Annotated in this window: 20 protein-coding genes; all 20 read right to left on the bottom strand. The window is 55.9% G+C overall.

Annotated elements, in window-relative coordinates; translation table 11 throughout:
- Positions 1-5: 5 nt before the first annotated feature.
- Positions 6-500, bottom strand: coding sequence for a hypothetical protein (locus DZC51_RS01850; protein ID WP_157293669.1), 495 nt, complete (start codon positions 498-500; stop codon positions 6-8).
- Between the two features lie 106 nt (positions 501-606).
- Complete coding sequence (locus DZC51_RS01855) at positions 607-1,437, bottom strand: urease accessory protein UreD (protein WP_198304035.1); 831 nt, start codon at positions 1,435-1,437, stop codon at positions 607-609.
- Positions 1,438-1,439: 2 nt separating this feature from the next.
- On the bottom strand, positions 1,440-2,051 hold the full coding sequence (gene ureG / locus DZC51_RS01860) for an urease accessory protein UreG (protein WP_157293671.1): 612 nt from the start codon (positions 2,049-2,051) through the stop codon (positions 1,440-1,442).
- 77 nt (positions 2,052-2,128) lie between these two features.
- Positions 2,129-2,815, bottom strand: coding sequence for an urease accessory protein UreF (locus tag DZC51_RS01865; protein WP_157293672.1), 687 nt, complete (start codon positions 2,813-2,815; stop codon positions 2,129-2,131).
- Positions 2,808-3,263 (bottom strand): urease accessory protein UreE, encoded by a 456-nt coding sequence (gene ureE, locus DZC51_RS01870; RefSeq protein ID WP_157293673.1) that lies wholly within the window; start codon positions 3,261-3,263, stop codon positions 2,808-2,810. Before ureE ends, DZC51_RS01865 begins: the two co-directional genes overlap by 8 nt.
- An 11-nt stretch (positions 3,264-3,274) precedes the next feature.
- Positions 3,275-4,987: an urease subunit alpha gene (ureC, locus tag DZC51_RS01875; protein WP_157293674.1), complete on the bottom strand. Its 1,713-nt coding sequence runs from the start codon at positions 4,985-4,987 to the stop codon at positions 3,275-3,277.
- Entirely contained in the window at positions 4,984-5,307 is a 324-nt protein-coding gene (locus DZC51_RS01880; RefSeq protein ID WP_157293675.1) for an urease subunit beta, read from the bottom strand. Before DZC51_RS01880 ends, ureC begins: the two co-directional genes overlap by 4 nt.
- 22 nt (positions 5,308-5,329) lie before the next feature.
- The gene (locus tag DZC51_RS01885; RefSeq protein ID WP_157293676.1) at positions 5,330-5,632 is read right to left on the bottom strand and encodes an urease subunit gamma; all 303 of its coding nucleotides are present in this window, start codon (positions 5,630-5,632) and stop codon (positions 5,330-5,332) included.
- 479 nt (positions 5,633-6,111) lie between these two features.
- Positions 6,112-7,617: a class I adenylate-forming enzyme family protein gene (locus tag DZC51_RS01890; RefSeq protein WP_157293677.1), complete on the bottom strand. Its 1,506-nt coding sequence runs from the start codon at positions 7,615-7,617 to the stop codon at positions 6,112-6,114.
- A gap of 147 nt (positions 7,618-7,764) precedes the next feature.
- Positions 7,765-8,841, bottom strand: a complete 1,077-nt coding sequence (locus DZC51_RS01895) for an ABC transporter ATP-binding protein (RefSeq protein WP_157293678.1) — start codon at positions 8,839-8,841, stop codon at positions 7,765-7,767.
- A complete protein-coding gene (locus DZC51_RS01900) occupies positions 8,838-10,535 on the bottom strand; it encodes an ABC transporter permease (protein ID WP_157293679.1) in 1,698 nt (565 codons plus the stop codon). The genes DZC51_RS01895 and DZC51_RS01900 overlap by 4 nt, the downstream gene beginning before the upstream one ends.
- Positions 10,536-10,548: 13 nt before the next feature.
- Positions 10,549-11,580 (bottom strand): ABC transporter substrate-binding protein, encoded by a 1,032-nt coding sequence (locus DZC51_RS01905; RefSeq protein WP_157293680.1) that lies wholly within the window; start codon positions 11,578-11,580, stop codon positions 10,549-10,551.
- Positions 11,577-12,344 carry a 5'/3'-nucleotidase SurE gene (gene surE / locus DZC51_RS01910; protein WP_157293681.1) on the bottom strand — a complete coding sequence of 256 codons (768 nt, stop codon included), beginning with the start codon at positions 12,342-12,344 and terminating at the stop codon, positions 11,577-11,579. Before surE ends, DZC51_RS01905 begins: the two co-directional genes overlap by 4 nt.
- Entirely contained in the window at positions 12,322-13,143 is an 822-nt protein-coding gene (locus DZC51_RS01915) for a sugar phosphate isomerase/epimerase family protein (RefSeq protein ID WP_157293682.1), read from the bottom strand. Before DZC51_RS01915 ends, surE begins: the two co-directional genes overlap by 23 nt.
- The gene (locus tag DZC51_RS01920) at positions 13,140-13,976 is read right to left on the bottom strand and encodes a PHP domain-containing protein (protein ID WP_157293683.1); all 837 of its coding nucleotides are present in this window, start codon (positions 13,974-13,976) and stop codon (positions 13,140-13,142) included. The genes DZC51_RS01915 and DZC51_RS01920 overlap by 4 nt, the downstream gene beginning before the upstream one ends.
- Positions 13,977-14,264: 288 nt before the next feature.
- Positions 14,265-15,779: a class I adenylate-forming enzyme family protein gene (locus tag DZC51_RS01925; protein ID WP_157293684.1), complete on the bottom strand. Its 1,515-nt coding sequence runs from the start codon at positions 15,777-15,779 to the stop codon at positions 14,265-14,267.
- Between the two features lie 18 nt (positions 15,780-15,797).
- Entirely contained in the window at positions 15,798-16,538 is a 741-nt protein-coding gene (gene fabG, locus DZC51_RS01930) for a 3-oxoacyl-ACP reductase FabG (RefSeq protein ID WP_157293685.1), read from the bottom strand.
- Positions 16,528-17,436 (bottom strand): intracellular short-chain-length polyhydroxyalkanoate depolymerase, encoded by a 909-nt coding sequence (gene phaZ, locus DZC51_RS01935; protein ID WP_157293686.1) that lies wholly within the window; start codon positions 17,434-17,436, stop codon positions 16,528-16,530. The genes fabG and phaZ overlap by 11 nt, the downstream gene beginning before the upstream one ends.
- Before the next feature lie 16 nt (positions 17,437-17,452).
- A complete protein-coding gene (locus DZC51_RS01940) occupies positions 17,453-18,463 on the bottom strand; it encodes a 3-oxoacyl-ACP synthase (RefSeq protein ID WP_157293687.1) in 1,011 nt (336 codons plus the stop codon).
- A gap of 12 nt (positions 18,464-18,475) precedes the next feature.
- A complete protein-coding gene (locus DZC51_RS01945) occupies positions 18,476-19,498 on the bottom strand; it encodes a branched-chain amino acid ABC transporter permease (protein WP_157293688.1) in 1,023 nt (340 codons plus the stop codon).
- Between the last annotated feature and the right edge of the window lie 2 nt (positions 19,499-19,500).

Below are 19,500 nucleotides of genomic sequence, written 5' to 3' on the forward strand. Positions count from 1 at the left end.
GATCTTCAGACCTTGTCCCCAGTTTCTGCTTGCTGTGTGCCGATTTCTTCATGCACCCGGTTTTCAAGTTCTTCAACATGCTCGTCTTCCAGCTTCTGATGGGGTTGTGGATGAAACCACTGGATCTCCCCTTCGTGAACCAGTCCCTTGAACTCCTCCCCCTGAACCGTCAGGGCGAACTGGCGACGCTCATGCGGGCGGTCCTCAAAGGCAGGCTTTACCTCAATTTTCTCAATATCACCAACGGTATGGCCGCCTTTACTCATCAGCCTATGGATGACAATTTCAATCTCTGTCGCAGTTTCCTCACCAATGAGCTGCTTTGGGTGGGGATGCATCCACAGAATCTCTTCATTGTGGAAATGTCCCTTGTACTCGTCCCCTTCGACATTGAATGTGAACGCGAGACGTTCGTGCGGCCGATCTTCAAACAGCGGCTCGACTTCGAATGAATCAACGATTTGTTCCTTTTGTGTTTTTCCCCGGTTGTTTGCCTGCATGCCAGTCTCCTCCTTATGTTGGAGTTTCCCCCCACGATAACGAATTCAGCCTTCTTTTTCAACCGTTAAAAAAATCCGGAGCCATTGCAGCTCCGGATTTGCGGACTTAATATTTCCTTAGTGAGGCGGGTGTCAGGCCAAGCCATTCTTCGCTGATCCGTTTATGGCATGCATTCAGCATTTTCTCGATCCTGCCTGTAGAACGGGCCAGGATCCGAATGCTGAATCCCGGGACAGCCAACCGGGAAATCCCGAATTTCACTTGATCCTCCCCCGATGATTTGGCAAGCAGGTCATGGAGTCCATCGATCAGATCATCGGTTGTCTGTTCACCTATGGCAATCATTGAACCGAGATGTGTATAGCCTTCCATAAATCCGAGGCCGCCGACCTTCTGATCGGCCGGGGACAACCGGATATTGTCAAAGACCGCAGGTTCCCCGTCCACGTAGATCTCGTTGATGAGCCTGACGGAATTGAAGGCAAATTGTCCACCGTCCGGGGACCAGCCGGGCGTCAGGATATCCGTATAGAGGAATGTTGCTCCACTTTCCATGCTTACGACGTTTTTCTGGCGGTATACCGCGTCTTTGTACGCGATCAGCGGGTCGGGCAGATATTCGAGATAGCTGCCTGCCTTAAGTGTCATCGTCGTCTCCTGATAAGCATGGTCTTTCGGGGTCTTATAGACTTTCGTGGCGCCCTGGGTCGTCAGCGTGACCCGGGCGTCCGGTTCCGCAGTGATGTCCATCCGGTAACGGTCTCCGTCCAGGTAACCCCCGCCCGGATTCAGGAGGTAGTAGCAGACCTTGCCGGAATCATCATGATAGATCGGACGCATCACTTTGAATGCGCCCTGGAAATAGACATTCCGGGCAACTGTCTTACCCGCACGGTCTTCGAGGGAAAGGTTAAGCTCCCCCGTCCATTTCGTCATGGTCAAGCCAATCCTTTAAGCAAGACCTGCTTGTTGATCCAGTCGATCACTTCGTCAAGTCCCTCTTCTGTCTTCAGGTTTGTAAAAACGAATGGCTTGTCTCCGCGGAATTTCTTCGTGTCCTCCGCCATAACCTCAAGGCTTGCCCCGACATGAGGCGCGAGGTCCGTTTTGTTGATGATGAACAGGTCGGATTTGATCATTCCCTGCCCGCCTTTACGCGGAATTTTTTCCCCCTGGGCCACGTCTATGATGTAGATCGAGAAGTCCACAAGCTCCGGACTGAACGTGGCAGCAAGATTATCACCGCCGCTTTCAACGAAAATGAGCTCGACATCAGGGTGGCGTGACACGAGTTCATCGATTGCAGCAAAGTTCATGGAGGCGTCTTCACGGATAGCAGTGTGCGGACAGCCTCCCGTTTCCACCCCGATGATCCGGTCATCCTCAAGTACACCGTGCGCGATAAGGAATTTTGCATCTTCCTTTGTATAAATGTCATTCGTCACAACTGCCATATCTACTTCGTCTTTCATGTGGCGTGTCAGCTTCTCGACAAGCATGGTTTTGCCCGCACCTACCGGGCCGCCGATTCCAATTTTGATTGGTTCCATCTGACCAGTTCCTTTCTGTTTATTACTTTCTTAAAGGCACAGTTGCCCGTATGAAGCTCTGGGGCGGCGCCTGTCTGTCAGGACATGAAAATCCGGACGTTGACGCGCTCGTGCTGCATCTGCGACAGTTCAAGCCCCGGTGCGACCAGACCGAAATCCTCGTCAGGCAGCGTGAGGGCCTTTTCCGCCGTCTGACGGAGCAGCGGCCGGATACGATTAAGGATCATCTGGCCTGCCGTCTGCCCAAGCGGTATTGCCCTTACGGCATTTTGGATCAGTCCCGAAACGGTGCCGTAGAAATGATACAAAACGGCTTCTTCGCGGCTGCACCCCAGCCCGTGGGCGGTGATGGCGAAGACAATGGCCGGATGCGGGACAGCCCGCTTTTCCTTTACGAGCCGGGCGTATTCGGTAAGGAAGGGGAAATCATACAGCCGGCTGAACAGTTTCAGCATGCCTTCCCCGATCATCCGGGTTCCCTGCCGCGTCTCCCTCGGAAGGTTCTGGACGTGAAGCTTGGCGCCGATTGCAGAGACCGTATCCAGATCACCGGTTTCCAGTGCATCAAACACCATCCTGCAGGCGATTCCATCTGTATAAGCAAGCTGTTCTTCCAAGTAACAGGACAGCCATTCCTCAAACGAGTCACTGTCGGTGACTGTGTTGTCCTGAATATAAGTCTCCAGCCCGAACGAGTGACTGAACGACCCCGTCGGCAAGTTCGAGTCACAAAGCTGGAAAAGGGCAAGCAACCGCTCAGTCATGGCTGTGCCCGATATGCCGGAAAGCTTCCTTCACTTTCCTGTCCTCGCGCACATAGGGGATGCCCAGCTCTTTCAGAAGATCTTCGACGAGATAATCGTATTGAACGAGCATCTCGTCCCCTTCGAATTGCGCGGGAAGATGCCGGTTTCCAAGCTGGTGCGCAATCGTCCCCATCTCTTGGATCGAGCGCGGGCGGATGACCAGCAGATCGTCTGTCATGACATCGACGACAATCATATTATGGTCGTCCATATAAAGGACATCGCCCGCCCGCAAGTCGCGCGGCTCCTTCAGACGAATTCCAATCTCTGTCCCGTGATCGGTCGTGACCCGCTGGATGCGCTTGACAAGCGTGTCGCTTTCGAGAAGGATCTTCTCCTTATGGCGGTTTCCAATCTCAGCCGGATCCATTTCATCAAGATTGCCCAAGATCCGTTCAACAATCATGTCTTTTCACCTCAGAATAAGAAATATCGTTGCCCCATCGGCACTCGTTCAACCGGTTCACATGTCAGGTGCTCACCGTTTACATGAACTTCATAGGTTTGCGGGTCGACTTCGATTTCCGGTGTTTCGGAATTTAACTTCATGTCCTTTTTCGTTAAGGTGCGGATGCCGCCTACCGGAAGAACCCGCTTCTGCAGCCCCAATTTCTCATGTACACCGTCTTCATAAGCTGCCTTCGAGATAAACGTAATTGAGCTTTCATGCAATGCTTTTCCGTACTGGGCATACATCGGTCGCATGATATACGGCTGCGGAGTAGGAATCGAAGCGTTCGCATCTCCCATCAGGCCGCTTACGGCAAGCCCTGTCTTCAGGACCATCTCGGGTTTTACCCCGAAGAATGCCGGGTCCCATAGGACAAGATCCGCAATTTTACCGACCTCGACAGACCCTACATAATCAGAAATTCCATGGGTGATTGCCGGGTTAATCGTGTATTTCGCAATATAGCGTTTGGCACGGTTGTTGTCTGCATAATCGGAATCCCCTTTCAGGAGCCCCCGCTGCAGCTTCATCTTGTCTGCAACCTGCCACGTACGGATCGTCACCTCTCCGACACGGCCCATGGCCTGGGAATCTGAGCTCACCATACTGAAGACACCCATGTCCTGGAGAATATCCTCTGCGGCAATCGTTTCCCGTCGGATCCGGGAGTCCGCAAATGCAATATCCTCCGGCACGGACGGGTTCAGGTGATGACAGACCATGACCATGTCCAGGTGTTCGTCAATCGTATTGACCGTATACGGAAGCGTCGGGTTCGTTGATGAAGGAAGAATATTCATATAGCCTGCCGACTTGATTAGGTCCGGGGCGTGGCCCCCTCCTGCTCCTTCAGTGTGATACATGTGGAGAACCCGGTCCCGGACAGCCGCCATCGTCTCTTCCATAAATCCGCTTTCATTCAGAGTATCGGCATGCAGCGCCACCTGGACGTCGTATTCGTCTGCCACCGACAGGGCCATGTCCAGCGAGGATCCGGTCGCCCCCCAGTCTTCGTGGACCTTCAGGCCGATGACACCTGCACGAACTTGCTCGGCAAGCGGCTCTTTCGCCGCGGCATGGCCTTTTCCGGTAAAGCCTACGTTAATCGGAAGCCCTTCTGCCGCCATCAGCATACGGTGAATGTTCCATTCACCCGGTGTGACCGTGGTTGCCTTGGATCCCGTGGCAGGACCTGTCCCCCCGCCAATCAGTGTTGTGGTACCGGAAGAGAGGGCAACCTGTACTTGTCTCGGATTCATAAAGTGGACGTGAGTGTCGATCGCCCCGGCCGTCACGATACGCCCCTCACCCGCAATGATTTCCGTGGATGCACCAATGATAATGTCAACGTTATCCATGACGAGCGGGTTTCCGGCCTTTCCGATACCCGCGATTCGGCCGTCCTTGATGGCGATATCCGCTTTCACAATGCCCGTATAATCCAGGATGACGGCATTCGTAATCACGACATCTGCGGCCCCATCAGCCCTTGTTGCGAGCGGGTGCTGGCCCATTCCATCACGAATAACCTTGCCGCCGCCAAATACCACCTCATCACCGTAAGATGTATAGTCCTTCTCAATCTGGATATACAAGTTCGTATCAGCCAGGCGGATAGAATCTCCCGTTGTAGGGCCAAACATTTCCGCGTACTGTTTTCTTGTCATTCGGAACGTCATGATTCTGCCTCCCCATCAAGCGGGCCGTCTACTTCATTGTGGAAACCATAGACGCGTCGCTCACCCGCAAAATCGATCAGTTCGATCTCCTTCTCATCACCCGGCTCAAAGCGTACGGCGGCACCCGCCGGGACGTTCAGCCGTTTCCCGTATGCTTTCTTCCGGTCGAACATCATCGCAGGGTTCACTTCATAGAAATGATAATGTGAACCGACCTGTACGGGCCGGTCTCCCGTGTTTGTCACGGTGATGGTCGTGATCTCCCTTCCCTCGTTACAGATGATGTCTCCTTCTTGAAGAACATATTGTCCAGGATGCATGATCAGTTTCCTCCTGTCTTGATTATCGAATCGGATTGTGGACAGTGACGAGCTTTGTCCCGTCCGGGAAAGTCGCTTCCACCTGGATGTCCGGAATCATCTCCGGCACGCCCTCCATGACATCCTCACGGGAGAGGATATTCGCTCCAAACTCCATCAGCTCGGCGACACTCTTTCCGTCACGCGCCCCTTCCAGCACCTCGTAGGTGATCAGCGAAACTGCTTCAGGATGGTTCAGCTTCAGTCCGCGATCTTTCCTCCGGCGGGCCAGATCGGCCGCCACAACGATCAATAGCTTATCCACTTCACGCGGCAGCAAATGCATCTTCTGTTCCCTCCTTTTATTCATTCCGTCCGAACTAAAAAAAGCCCGCAACGAGACTTTTTAAATGGTTCTGAATATTTCGTCCCAATCTTCTTCAGCTTTCCCTTCGGAGACGGACGGTAAACTACTTTCTAAACTATATTAGCAAAATCAATTTGGGAAGTAAATTTGGACGCATCGGTCTTAGTTCCCTTTTCCGATTCCCTTTGCATTGGGGTTTTTCCATATAAAGACCAAATGATAAAATGAATAACTTATTATTATATAAATAGTAAACGATAAGATAAAGCAAAGAAATTTACCCATTGGGTTTGTCGCTTTTCTTTGACACAGACGGTCCATTTTAATAAGGAAGCTTTTTTCCTGATTTGATTAATGAGAGCTCCAGAACTACGGAACTGGTGAGACGTTTACATACTCTGCTGAGTCGCATATCAAATTAAAAAGGACCGGCATCCGCCGGTCCTTTTCTTCATTCATCATGCTTTCGCTTCTTCCGCTTTCGGCCTGAGTGTGTGCTTCAGGACCTTGCCCGAAGCGTTCCGTGGGAGGATATCCAGGAACTCAACTTCCGCCGGGAGTTTGAATTTCGCCAGTTGCTCCGCGCAATATTCGATGATTTTCTCCTCAGTGAGGCTCTTTCCTTCCTTGACCACAACAAATGCTTTCGGCACCTCACCGTAAACCGGATGCGGGACGCCGACGACAGCGGCCTCAAGCACTTCCGGGATTTGGAACAGTACTTCCTCGACTTCCAGCGGATAGATGTTTTCACCGCCGCGGATGATCATGTCTTTTTTGCGGTCGACGATGTAAAGCAGTCCGTCTTCATCGGTGCGCCCAAGGTCACCCGAATACATCCAGCCGTCACGGATGGTGCGGGCGGTCTCTTCCTCATTTTTCAGGTAGCCTTTCATGACTTGAGGGCCCTTGACGACAATTTCCCCCACCTGGCCCGGCGGGAGCGTGCGCCCCTCTTCATCGACGACACGCACTTCTGTCCTAGGAAGCGGCTCGCCGACCGACCCGATCTTATCGAGGGCGTAATGGTCTTTCAGTGTGGTCGCGGCAGGCGTATTCTCCGTCTGGCCGTACAGGTTCTGGACCTTCACGCCCGGGAATATCTCCTTCAGCTTTTTCACGAGCTCATATGGCATCGGTGCCGCGCCATAGCAGAACAGGCGCAGATCCGGGACATTGAGATCCCTGATATCCGGGCGGTTCAGGAGGATGGCGAACATCGCCGGCACGCCGAAGAACATCGTCGCCCGGCTTTCCTCCAGTGTCTTGACCGTCCGGTCCGGCGAAAACGCCGTCTCGATGATGAGCGAGCCGCCGCTTACCGATACCGCGTTCATGAACACATGGCTTGCAGCGCAGTGGAACAGCGGTGTCGTGATCTGCATCCGGTCATTTGCCGTGACGTCCATCGCCTCTGCCCAGATCTCCCCCGTCTCCAGAAGATTCCGGTGTGTCAGCATGACACCTTTCTGCTTGCCCGTCGTTCCCGAGGTATACATGATGACCGCCGTATCATCCGAATTAAATTCCACCGGCTCGGGGGCAAGAGACGAGTCTTCCAGGATGGCATCGAACTCACCGGAACCTCCGATCTCCAACACTTCTTTGAAAGAGACACCCGTATCGTCCGCCGTCTTTCTAAGCGATTCATCGACTATCAGCGACTTGGCTTCGGAATGTTCGAAGATATAGCCGATTTCCCGCGCCGTCAGCTTCGTATTGACCGGCATGAGGATGAATCCGCCGAGCTGCACGCCAAAATAGGCGGCGACAAACGAGTCCGAGTTCCCCGCCAGAAGGGCGATCACATCACCCGGCTGGTAACCCTGCCGCTGGAAATAAGCGGCGACCCGCTCCGCCTTCTTCCTGAACTCCCCGTATGTCCACTCCCTCCCCCCGAATGACGTATACATTTTCTCCGGCTGTGTCTTACCGTATTCGACGACCACTTCTGGCATGAACATAGCGTTCGCTCCCTTTGCGCTGTTAGATAATTAAAACTATTCTCCGTGTTCATGTTGGATTCCTGCATTTCACACGCCATTTCGGGTCGTTCAGACTATTTTACACTGGAAAAATAATAAAGGCCGCCCCTCTCACGGGACAGCCTTTTACCGATATTCCATTTCATTCATTGCCTGGGATGACCCCACAGGGATTGTTCTGTATTGCAGGACGACCGGGTCGCCTGCGGACAGCCGGCCGGCAAGGCCCGTGACCAGGTCAACCGTTTGTTGGCCGACATCGATTGTATAATGGATTTCCCTTCCCTGATAAAGCACATTCCGCACCGTTCCTCTGATGCCTTCCCCGGTGCCGAATGCCAGCTGTTCCGGACGGAGCGGGCATAGGCCGGTGTCACGGAAGGCCGGTGCGACATCCGGAACGGCCCAGGCGATTTCCGGACTGCCGAACGGATGGAAGCGGCCGTCCCTCCATTCGCCCGGAATCAGGTTCGCTTTTCCGATAAATGTCGCGACAAACGGGGTTTCCGGCCGCGAATAGATTTCTTCCGGAGGTCCGGCCTGTTCGATCCTGCCGCCGTTCATGACGACGATCCGGTCTGCCATCGCCAGTGCCTCATCCTGATCGTGCGTGACGTAGACGATGGAGGTGCCTGTCTGGCGGTGGATCGTCTGAATCTCATTCCGCAGTTCGAGCCGGAGCCGGGCATCGAGGCTCGAGAGCGGCTCATCCATAAGCAATAGTGACGGGTTCGGCGCCAGTGCTCGGGTGATGGCGACCCGCTGCTTCTGGCCGCCAGACAGTTCCGATGGCATCCGGCTGCCGTATTGGGCGAGGCCGACCATCGAAAGCATCTGCCGGACCCGTCCGGTCGCATCGTGTTTCAGCGCGGGATCAATGAACCGGTGATGGCGGAGCGGGAAGGCGACCTGTTCACTGACCGTCATATGCGGCCAGAGCGCGAACGACTGGAACACCATTCCGAGATCGCGTTTTTCGGGCGGAACGGCAATACCCGCGCCGGCGACCGTTCGTCCGCCCATCCGAATCTCTCCCGCAGAAGGAGTCTCGAATCCGGCAATCAGCCGGAGTAGCGTTGTCTTGCCGCAACCCGAAGGCCCGACGATGGCAACAAATTCCCCTTCGCCGATCTCCAGGTCGATGCCTTTCAGCGCATCCGTCTCCCCGAATGTTTTCCGGATGCCGGTCAGTTCTGTTTTCATGGTGTATTCAGCCTCCTTTTCCAGATCCGCAGCACCAGAAAAGCCAGGCCCGCTATTGCCACCATCAGGAACAAGATGACGGCCGAATAGGCGGTCGAATGGGTCGTATAGCCTGCCTGCTCAAAGTTGAAGATGATGATGCCGATCGTCTCGGACCCGCTTGACCAGAGCAGCGACGAGACGGTCAGTTCGGTCAGCGACGTCAGCAAAACCAGAAGGGCCCCGCTCAGAATGCCGCCGGACAAAAGCGGCAGCAGGATTTTCCGCCACTTCTGAGAGGCTCCGGCGCCCGAGATGCGGGCTGCCTCTTCCATGTCAGGCGATACCTGCGCCATCGCGGTCATGCTGCCGCGCACCTGAAGCACCATGAACCGCGTGACATAGGCAATCAGCAGGATCCAGGCGGTTCCGTAAATGCCTGGATTCCATCCGGGGACGGGCTCCATCCAGGCGAAGATCATCGCCAGGCCGAGCACGATTCCAGGAAGCGCATACGGCAGTCCGGCCGAAAGCTCGATATAGCGCATGGCCCCTCCCGGCCTGCGTGTCCGGAAATACGCGATTGCCGTTCCGAAAACGAGGCAGATGAGCGAAGCGGCAACCGCAAGCTTCAGGCTGGTGCCGATGGCCGCAAACGACTTTCCGTATTCGAACAGGACATATCGGTAATGCTCCAACGTGAGATTGTCAGGAATGAACGGCAGACCGTATGCCCGGATGACCGAAGTCTTCAGCATGGACAGGAGCGGCACGATTCCGGTGCCGAGCACGAACAGCCAGATCGCCGCCTCCACAAACGAACGTTTTTTTCCGAGACGGATCCTGGGCTCCGTGTCCGGAGCCGATGTCCCATCCGTTGCCGACTTCCTGAGAAGCATCCATTGAAACAGCGTTCCGGCGAGCGCAACAATAGCCAGGATGACCGACAGCGCGGCTGCCCGGGAAAATGCCCCGGGACCGAAGCCGATGACTTCCTGATAGATCGCGGTGCTTAATACTGTGATGTTCGCCGGGATGCCGAGAAATGCCGGGATTCCGAAGTTGTCGAGGTTCGACAGGAACGCGATCATCGCACCACTGACGATTCCCGGAAGCGCTAGCGGCAGCGTCACGCGGCGTAGCACGGTGAGGCGTCCGCCCCCTACCGCCCTTGCCGCCCATTCCTGCTCTTTCGGGATCCGCCGGAGCACATTCGCCGTGAACAGATGGACAAGCGGATAGTGGGTGATTCCGAGGACGAAAATGATGCCGCCCATGCTGTACAGGTTGATGTCTGCAAACGGGACGTCCGAGGCCAGCTGTGTCCAGGCAATCGTGACGATATAGCTTGGAATGATGAATGGCAGCAGAATGAACACCTGCAGCGCCTTCTTCATCCGGATGTCCGTATAGGCGGTGAGCCATGCCGTCGTTACGCCGAGCGCAAGGGAAAGCACTGTTGAACCTGCCGTGACGATCAGCGTGTTCAGGAACATCGTCCAAGTACCGGTTTCACTGAGAAGCGAGCGGTAATGCGCGAGCGATATGCCACCCTCTTCAACAAAGCTCATATAAAACAGGCGGATGACCGGGAGGACAAAAAGCAGCGTGACGAGCAGCACCGAAAGCCATACCGGAACATGCCGCAACAGAGAAGAGCGGCGTCCGGCCCCAGCCGCCTGCCGCCCACCGTCATTCAGGGTGATCTGTGTCATCGGACCGCCCCCATTATTCTCCGAACAGCTCCTTGAACTCGCGCTTATCGTCTTCACGGCCGCTGCTAAGCTCGTCAAGCGGCGCGGACAGGACGTTCATCTCATTGATGGATTTCAGCCCTTCAGGTGCTTCGACGCCTGTCCGGATCGGCGTGTATCCAAGTTCCGACGCAAGCTTCTGGCCTTCTTCAGACAGGACAAAATCGATGAATGCCTTTGCCGCATCTTCATTGTCCGTATCCTTGATCATGCCGATCGGCTCCGTGATGACCGGGACGCCCTCTTCCGGATAAACGAGGTCTACCGGAGACCCTTCCGCTTTCGCGTTGGCGACAATGTAGTCAACCACCATCCCGTATGTCTTTTCACCTGCCTGCACGGCCTTCAGTGCCGCGCCGTTCCCCTGGACGACTGATGTCCCGTTTTCCTTCAACGATTGATAGAAGTCCCAGCCAAAGCTGTCCTGGCGGGTGAAGACCCCGGCGTTGTAGGCAGCCGCCCCACTGTATAGCGGGCTCGGCATGACTGCCTCATCTTTTGAGGCTGTTTCCGTGAGTACATTCCATGAATCCGGCAGCTGTTCCGCTTTTTCCGTATTGACGGCAAGAACAGTTGCCATCACTTTCGTTCCCGTATATGTATGGTCCTGATCAATGAAGTCTTTGGGAATCGCTTCAATTTCTTCCGATTCGTAAGGCTCCAGAAGATCCTGCTCCTTCAGGCCCTCGAAAGTCACACTGTCGGCAACAAGCAGGACATCGGCCTGGATTTCTCCGGCCTGCTCCTCGGCCAGCACCTTTCCGATGACTTCTTCCGTACCGGACCGGAAGACGTTCACTTCCACTTCCGGATGCTTCTCATTAAACGCATTCACCAGTGCGGTCGCATCGGTGTCCGGCTGGGACGTGTAGAAGTCGAGCGTGCTGCTTGCGCCGCCGTCTTCCCCTGAATTGACTGCCTCCGATTCGGCATCCGTTCCCGAGCATGCAGCAAGCATCAGGCTTGCCGCAACGCCCATCGTAAGCATCGTCTTTTTAATTTTCATCTCTGTTTTCCCCCAATCGTTGTGATCTGATTTTCCTCATGACCGGCTGCAAGGCCGATCTTCGAAACCGTGATATATCCTTCGCGAAGCAGATGAAAATCACTGTCTGGCCGTGACGGTTCAAGCCATGCCTGCCGGTCACGAAGCCAGTAGAGAACTCCGCCCTCCGGCTGGTCGGCCGTCATGTGGCGGTAGCGGTCCAGGGAAAAATCCGGCACCGCCTCCGCGATTCCCGGGCAGGCCGATTCCGGAATAGCGGGCAGGTTGATGTTCAGAAGCCCCTCGAGCGCCTCCTCTTTTCTGAGGCTGGACAGCGCCGTGTAAAACAGGCCTTTCGCCGCCCCGAAATCGGGCTCCGCCGCATCCGAACGATCCAGCGAAATCGCCACACCCGGAATTCCGGAAAGTGTTCCTTCTCTCGCTCCGCCGATTGTCCCGGAGTAATGGATGTCCCTGCCGATATTGGCTCCCGCGTTGATGCCGGAGACCACACAGTCAGGTTTTTCTTCAAACAAGACGCCAAGCGCCAGCTTGACGCAGTCCGCCGGCGTGCCGCCGACAATCGCATAAGCCGGGACATTGCCGCCGAAAATCGTCATCCGCTCCGCCTTCAGCGGTTTCCGGAGCGTGATGGAATGGCTCGCCGCGCTCCGTTCCCCGTCCGGAGCGACGACCGCGACTTTACCGAAATGCTGGAGCACTTCCACGGCAGCGGCCAGGCCGGGCGCAAAGATTCCGTCGTCATTCGTCACGAGAAATCTCATAAGTGATTTCCTCCATTCCGAACAACCCGTTCTTTTTCAGGTATGCCACGTTTTCTTCGAGCATCCCCGACTCCCCGAGGTAATCAAAACCTTCAATCACCCTGATGATCCCGCGTTCGGCGGCGGCGCGGATAGCCGGTTTCACATCAATCTTGCCCTTGCCCAGCGGGACATGGAACCGGTTGGCCGTCGCATCGCTGACATGGAGCTTGCCCACCCGGCAGAGCGCGCTCATCTCGATAAACGGAGAACGGGAGAACGGCACATGTGCGGTATCGACCGTCACCGTGATAAACGCCGACCGATACCGGACAAGCCGGTTCATCGTTTCAGGTCCGGTGACCAGTTCCCCGTCCCTGTCTTCCATCATCTCGATTGACAGGGGCACCCCCTCCCGGATGGCGATTTGCTCCAGCCGGTCTAGCGATTGCTCGATTTTCTCGAGATGCCATTCTGTCCAGCGTTCATTTACCGTAATCCGGCCGGGGTGGATCGTCACGTCTTCCGCGCCGAGGTCTGCTGCGAGTGCGACCGAGCGCTCGATCTCCGATAAGGACTGCTCACGGATACCTTCATTCAGCGAGCACATGTTCAAATCCCAGCTTGGCGCATGCAGTGTCAGCCCCAGGCCTGCTTCCCCGAGCACTTCCTTCACCGCATTCACCCGGAACCCGGAAAACCGGAACTGCTCCGCCCACAGTTCGACACCGCCGAGGCCTGCAGCGCTGAACTTGTCCGCGATCTGGCGGATCGTTCCGCCCCAGAAAAGCGTGGATGAACCGTACCATTCTCTGCTCATCGGGCCACCTCCTCTCCCGGCAGGACCTGCTCGAGCCAGCCGTGGACGTCATCCTGGTCATAATCGACCGAACCCGGCAACTGCGGATTCCTTGATGCTTCTCCGTGGAAATCGCTGCCCACGCTCTTCAGCAGTCCGAGCCGCTCCGACTCCGCCCACCACTGGACGGTCTCCAGTTCGGAATGGCCGGAATAATACACTTCAATGCCGTCGAGCCCTTCATCCACGACACGGTCAATGCTGAAACCGAACCGGTAGATGCCGGGATGAGCCAGGAAGGCGAAGCCGCCGCACTCATGGATCAGGGCGATCGCCTCTTCGGATGAAAACGTTTCGCGCTCGACATAGCCCGGGCTTCCGGATGAAAGGAGCCGGTCGAACGCTTCTTCCACATCATGAAAATACCGGTGCTCCACAAGGACCTTGGCAATATGCGTCCGCACGATCACGCCGCCTTCCGCCTTTGAACGGCAGTCTTCCCAGCAGATGTCGTAGCCCATCCGGTTCAGGCGGCGGACGATCTTGCGGCTCCATGACTCCCTCTCCTGACGGCGCCACTCACAGTGCGCCTTCATCAGCGGATGTTCCGGGTCAAATCCATAACCGAGGATATGCAATTCTCCGTTCGGCCCGTAAGTGTTCAGTTCGATCCCCGGAATCACCCGGACGCCTGTGCGTTCTTCATGAGCCTTCGCTTCCACATAGGCGCCCACCGAGTCATGGTCCGTGATGGCGATGCAGGAAAGCCCCTGCATCGCCGCCAGATCCATCAGTCCGCGCGGCGTCCGTTCACCATCCGAAAACACCGAGTGCATATGCAGGTCCACTTTCATCCGAAGCACCTCCTGTGATTAACTCCGCTTTCATCGTAACGCCCGAATGTTTTCAGAATGTTAAGCTGTTGTTGAAGTTCGTAAAGGGAGGGTTAAGATGGATGATGGTTGAGGCTACGAGTATTTTCGGAAAGAGCTTTGAGTTTAAAGATTCATCGCCTGAGTTAGAAGATTAGTCTCCTGAGTTTGAAGATTAGCGTCCTGAGTTTGAAGATTCATTGCCCGAGTTTGAAGATTAGCCTCCTGAGTCTGAAGAATATGTACGTGCGGAACACAAAAGCACCCGGGTCATCCGCTCTGACCCGGGTGCTGCATCTCTTCTTTTTTCAATTCCTTTGCCATCTTGGCCAGCTTCTTTTTGTCGATCTTGCCGATATCGGTCTTAGGCAGCTCCTGTATGAAAAAGAAATCTTTCGGAATCTTGTAGCTGCCCAAGGTCTGTGCGCAGTGCCGCAGCAGTTCCTCGGTTTTCGGCACGTTTGCCGGATGGGCTGTGATAAAGGCCACGACGCGCTCTCCCCATTTCCTGTCGGGGATGCCGATGACCGCAATCTCCTTGACTCCATCATGGCCGATCAGGCATTGCTCGACTTCCTGCGGGTAGATGTTTTCCCCTCCGGAGATGATCATCTCCTTTTTTCGGCCTACGATAAAGCAATCCCCGTCTTCATCCAGGGTGGCAAGGTCTCCCGTGCTGAACCAGCCGTCCTTCAGCGCTTCACGTGTCGCCTCCTCATTGTTCCAGTAATGGGAGAACAGGTGCCGGCCCCGAAGATGGAGTTCTCCGACCTCGCCCGGACGGCATATCCGCCCCTTCGAATCCACAATACGGACTTCGTTGAACTGCATGCTCTTGCCGACGGCCCCCCGCTTTTTCATCGCTGTATCCGGGTCGATGACAAAGTTATTGGGTCCGGCTTCAGTCATGCCGTATCCTTCCTTGAAGCGCTCACCTTTTCGCCGGTACGCGTCATACACCGTCTGCGGGCACGGTGCTCCTCCTGAAAGGAAAACGTCCACAGTCGGAAAGTCAGTTTCCCAGAACAGATCGGTGTCGAGCATCGACTGGTGCATCGTCGGAACAAAGAGGGAAATGGTGGTCTGGTACTCATTCAGTGCACGAATTGCCTCTTCCGGATCAAACTTCCGTCCGATGACGACAGTACCTCCGGCCATCAGAATCGGAAGGCTGAGCGCATTCAGACCGCCCGTATGAAACAGCGGCATGTAATTGAGTGTGCGGTCGCGTGCCGACAGGCTCCAGCTGACAATCGTGTTGAGGGCGTTCCAATTGACCGATTGGAAAGTCAGCACGACACCCTTCGGTCGCCCGGTCGTCCCTCCCGTATAGATCATCATCCACGGATCATCCGGGCGGCAGGCCACCTTTTCTGAGAGGGGGTACACGGATGCCGATGGTACGGAATCAAGAGGTATGGCCGGAACACCAAGCCCGGCTGCCCGGCCGGCATGTTCATCATCATGCAGCAACAGCGACGGCCCGCTGTCATCCACGATGTACCGGAGCTCTCCCTCGCTGAGCCGCCAGTTCATCGGAACATAGATCAGCCCCCTGCCTGCACAGGCAAACAGTATGGCGAACAGATCGATCCGGTTGTGGGACAGTACCGCAACCCTCTCTCCCTTCCGGAGTCCGGCTGAATGGAACGTTTCCACAAAGCCGGCCGTACGAACGGCCAGTTCCCTGTAGGACCAGCGCTGTCCGGTATGTACATCGATCAGTGCCGTGCTGTCCGGCGTGATTTCCGCCCGCTTCATGATCCATCCGTGATCCGTGTACATTCCGCTCTCCTCCTTTTGTTACATCATGATCCCGCCATCCACCTGAAGAACATGGCCGTGCACATAGGCGGATTCATCAGACGCGAGGAACAGGTATGCATTGGCGATATCCTCCGGCTGGCCGAGACGCCTGAGCGAGATGCCGCCCTTCATCTGCTCAATTACCTTTTCCGGCATTTTTGCGACCATTGCCGTCATAGTGAAGCCCGGAGCGACGGCATTGACGTTGATGCCCTTCCTGCCGAGCTCTTTTGCCCATGTCTTCGTCATGCCCACAACGGCTGCCTTGGTAGCGGCATAGTTGGTCTGCCCGAAGTTGCCGTAGACGCCGCTTACCGAAGAGGTATTGATGATCTTGCCGCTTCCCCGTTCCGTCATGTGTGCAGCGACGGCCTGCGTGCAGTTGAAAACACCGGTCAGGTTGACATCGAGTACCTGCTGCCACTGCTCTGCCGTCATCTTCATGAGCGTCGCGTCGCGCGTGATGCCCGCATTGTTGACCAGCACATCGATCCTGCCGGTGGCGTTCAGCGTCTCTTCCACCATCCGGTCGACGCTTTCCCTGTCCGCGACATTCACACGGATGAATCCAACATCCAGGCCGTCAGCCTTCAGCTGCTCTTCCGCTTCACGGCCCGCCTGTTCGTCAAAATCAGCCAGTATGACCCTTGCCCCTTCTTCCGCAAACCGCCTGCCGGCGGCGAGACCGATTCCGTTCGCTCCGCCGGTGATGATGGCTGTCTTTCCCTCAAGCCTCATGCTGCTTCACCTTCTCCGCCAAAAATGATTCGATCGCTTGTTTCAGTCCGTCCAGGTCGTCGATTAGCGGGGAGTGCCCGTTATCTTCCAGGGGGACGAACAATGCGTTGTTCCCGAGGTCTTTCATGATTTCATCGGCCATCTCTTTGGTGACGACCAGGTCGCGGTCACCCCGAAGGACCAGCACGGGCACCCGGATATCCTTCGCCTGATCCGTCCCTTGCGTCACGCCGTTGTGGACAGCGCTGATATTGAATGTGTTCAGCGCGTGGTACACGTCCGCCAGGTTCCGCTGTGTCAGCATGTCGTCGACGTAGGCTTCATAGCGTTCGGGATCCGGCTGCCGTTTTGTATAGATCGCCGCATTCCAAACCGCTTTCAGCCCTTCCCGGTTGCCCGTATCGTACAGACCCTGCATCGGCTTCGTCTTGCCCGGATCCGCCTCGATTTCTTCGATGGTCCGGAGACGGTTTTCAAGATCCGTGCTCCCGTCCGGCTTCACCCCGTAAAACGGATATCCCCGTGTCGAGGCGGATGCCAGGAGGACCAGTTTTTGCACCGGTTCCGGATGATCTGCGGTGAACTGCATCGCCACCGCTCCCCCCGTCGACCAGCCGACCAGGCTGAACGTGTCGAGGCCAAGCTGTTGCGTAAAATCATGCAGGTCCTCCGAGAAATCCCTGATGGATGTGATCCTCTGATTGTAGGATGATCCGCCGAACCCCCTTAGATCCGGAGCAATGACCGTGTACAGCGGATCGAGCGAATCGATCAGGATGTCCCAGTGCTGCGACGATGTCATGTTTCCGTGGACCAGCACGATGACTTCTTCGCCCCCCGGCCGCTCCCTGTAGGTGATCGTCTCGCCGTTCCCAAGCTTGACTTTTTTTAACGCCATCCATTATTCCTCCCCTTCATTCCGGCCCCCACCTGACTGTCATAGCCCCCCAGGCATAGCCGATCCCTGCACTGACCAGAACAGCGACATCTCCGTCCTTAAGTCTTCCCTGCTGCTGCGCGAGCTCAAGGGACAAGATTTGGTCGAACTGACCGATATGGCCATAGTCGTCCAGGTAGACCGACTGCTCTTCGCCCAGGCCCAACTGTCCGAGGACATAGTCGTGGGCGGACCGTTTCATATGGAGGATGCCGAGATAGTCGATATCGGCATCCGTATAGCCGCTCTTCGCCAGAGACCCCCGGATCACCTTCAGGAAGTTCTCCATCGACCGCTGCTCCAGCCGCATCTTCATCCCTTCCGGATCCAGTACGTCCAGGCGGTACAGGCCGTCACGGAGCGATTCTTCGGTCAGCGGCTGCATCGTTCCCCCGACCGGCACGACGACGTCTTCGGAAAATGAGCCGTCCGTGATGATTTCGCCCTGAAGAACGGTGTTGCGCCCCAGATCCTTCCGGAGGATCATTGCTCCGCCTCCGGCCGCAAGATTGAACATGAACCGTGTCCGCTCATTGCGGTAGTCAATAAAATCACCGTTGCGGTACCCTCCGGCAAGCAGCACCGTCCCGATATCCGGATCCGACTCCATGAGGGCAGCAGCCACCTTCATCGCCATGATGGTCGTCCCGCATCGCATCGCCGCGTCAAACCCCCAGGCATGGTGAGCCCCAAGTTCTTCCTGCATTTTGATTGCTGCGGTCCAGAGCGGATATTCCTTATGCTCTTCTCCGATATAGATGATGAGGTCAATTTCCTTCGGGTCGATCCCCGCTTTGCGGATCGCCTCCCGTGCCGCCCGGATGCCCATGGCCGCCGTGTGATCGTCCTTCCCGGGAACCGGAATCCGGTTGATGCCAAGTTTGGTCCGGACCACTTCTTCCGGAATGCCTGTCATCTCCGCCAGTTGCTCCGCATCAAAGTAAGTTTCCGGGATATACATGCCCGTGCTTAAGATTCCGACTGCCATGGCTCTGCTCCTTTATCCATTCTCTTCCGCTTTCGCCTTCAGGACCGGCTGCTTTGCCTTAATAGCAGCAGCCCGCTTTCCACTGCGCTTCGCCCGAATTTGCCGGAACCATCCGACAATCCCCTGCGGGAAGAAGATCACCGCCAGAATATAGACGATTCCGAAGAAGATGATCCACCGTTCGAAAATCGGGTAGTCCCGTGCAAGCCCGGACAGGTAATGCTGGGCAAACTCAATCACCGTGGCCCCGAGGATCGGGCCGATCAGGGTGCCGACGCCCCCGATGATTGTCATAAGCAACGCATCCAGCGTGATGTCCATCGTCATGACGCTCGTGTTGACGAAGCGGAGAGAAACCGAATAGAGCGACCCGGCCAGGCTTGCAAAGATACCTGCAACAACAGACGCCGTCACTTTATAGTGAAGGGTCTTGTATCCGAGCGAGGCGGTCCGCTGCTCATTCTCCCTTACCGCAATCAGGACACGTCCCATCGGTGACGCAACAAAACGGGACAGAAGCAGATAGACAAGGATCAGGCAAATGAGTGCGGTCAGGTAAAACATCGTGCGATCCTGGAAAAACTCAGGCGCTCGGAAAGTAAATCCGTCATTGCCGTTCGTGACCGTCCGCCATTTCTCGGCAGCGACCAGGAACAGGCCGGAAAGCGCCAAGGTGAACATGGCATAAAAGTGACTTTTCAGCCTCAGCGTGAGGAGCCCCGCGATAAAGCTTATGATGCCCGCGATTACCATGCCCGCTGCGATCGACAGGAGGAACATGCCGAGCGTCGGCTCCATCCGGTCGAGGATGACGGCGGTCGTATAGGCGCCTACCCCGAAGAACATCGCGTGGCCGAATGAGACGATACCGGTGTAGCCTAGCAGGATGTCATAGCTCATCGCAAGGATTGAGAAAATGAAGATCTGGGTCAGCAAAATGGTCATCGTCCTGGAATCCGAGAATAGCGGGAAGGCGGCAAGCACCGCGGCAATGACGATCAGCCAGAAGTTTTTTCCTTGAAGTTTGGATATCATCG

It is taken from the genome of Bhargavaea sp. CC-171006 (assembly GCF_009761675.1).
Lineage (GTDB): Bacteria > Bacillota > Bacilli > Bacillales_A > Planococcaceae > Bhargavaea > Bhargavaea changchunensis.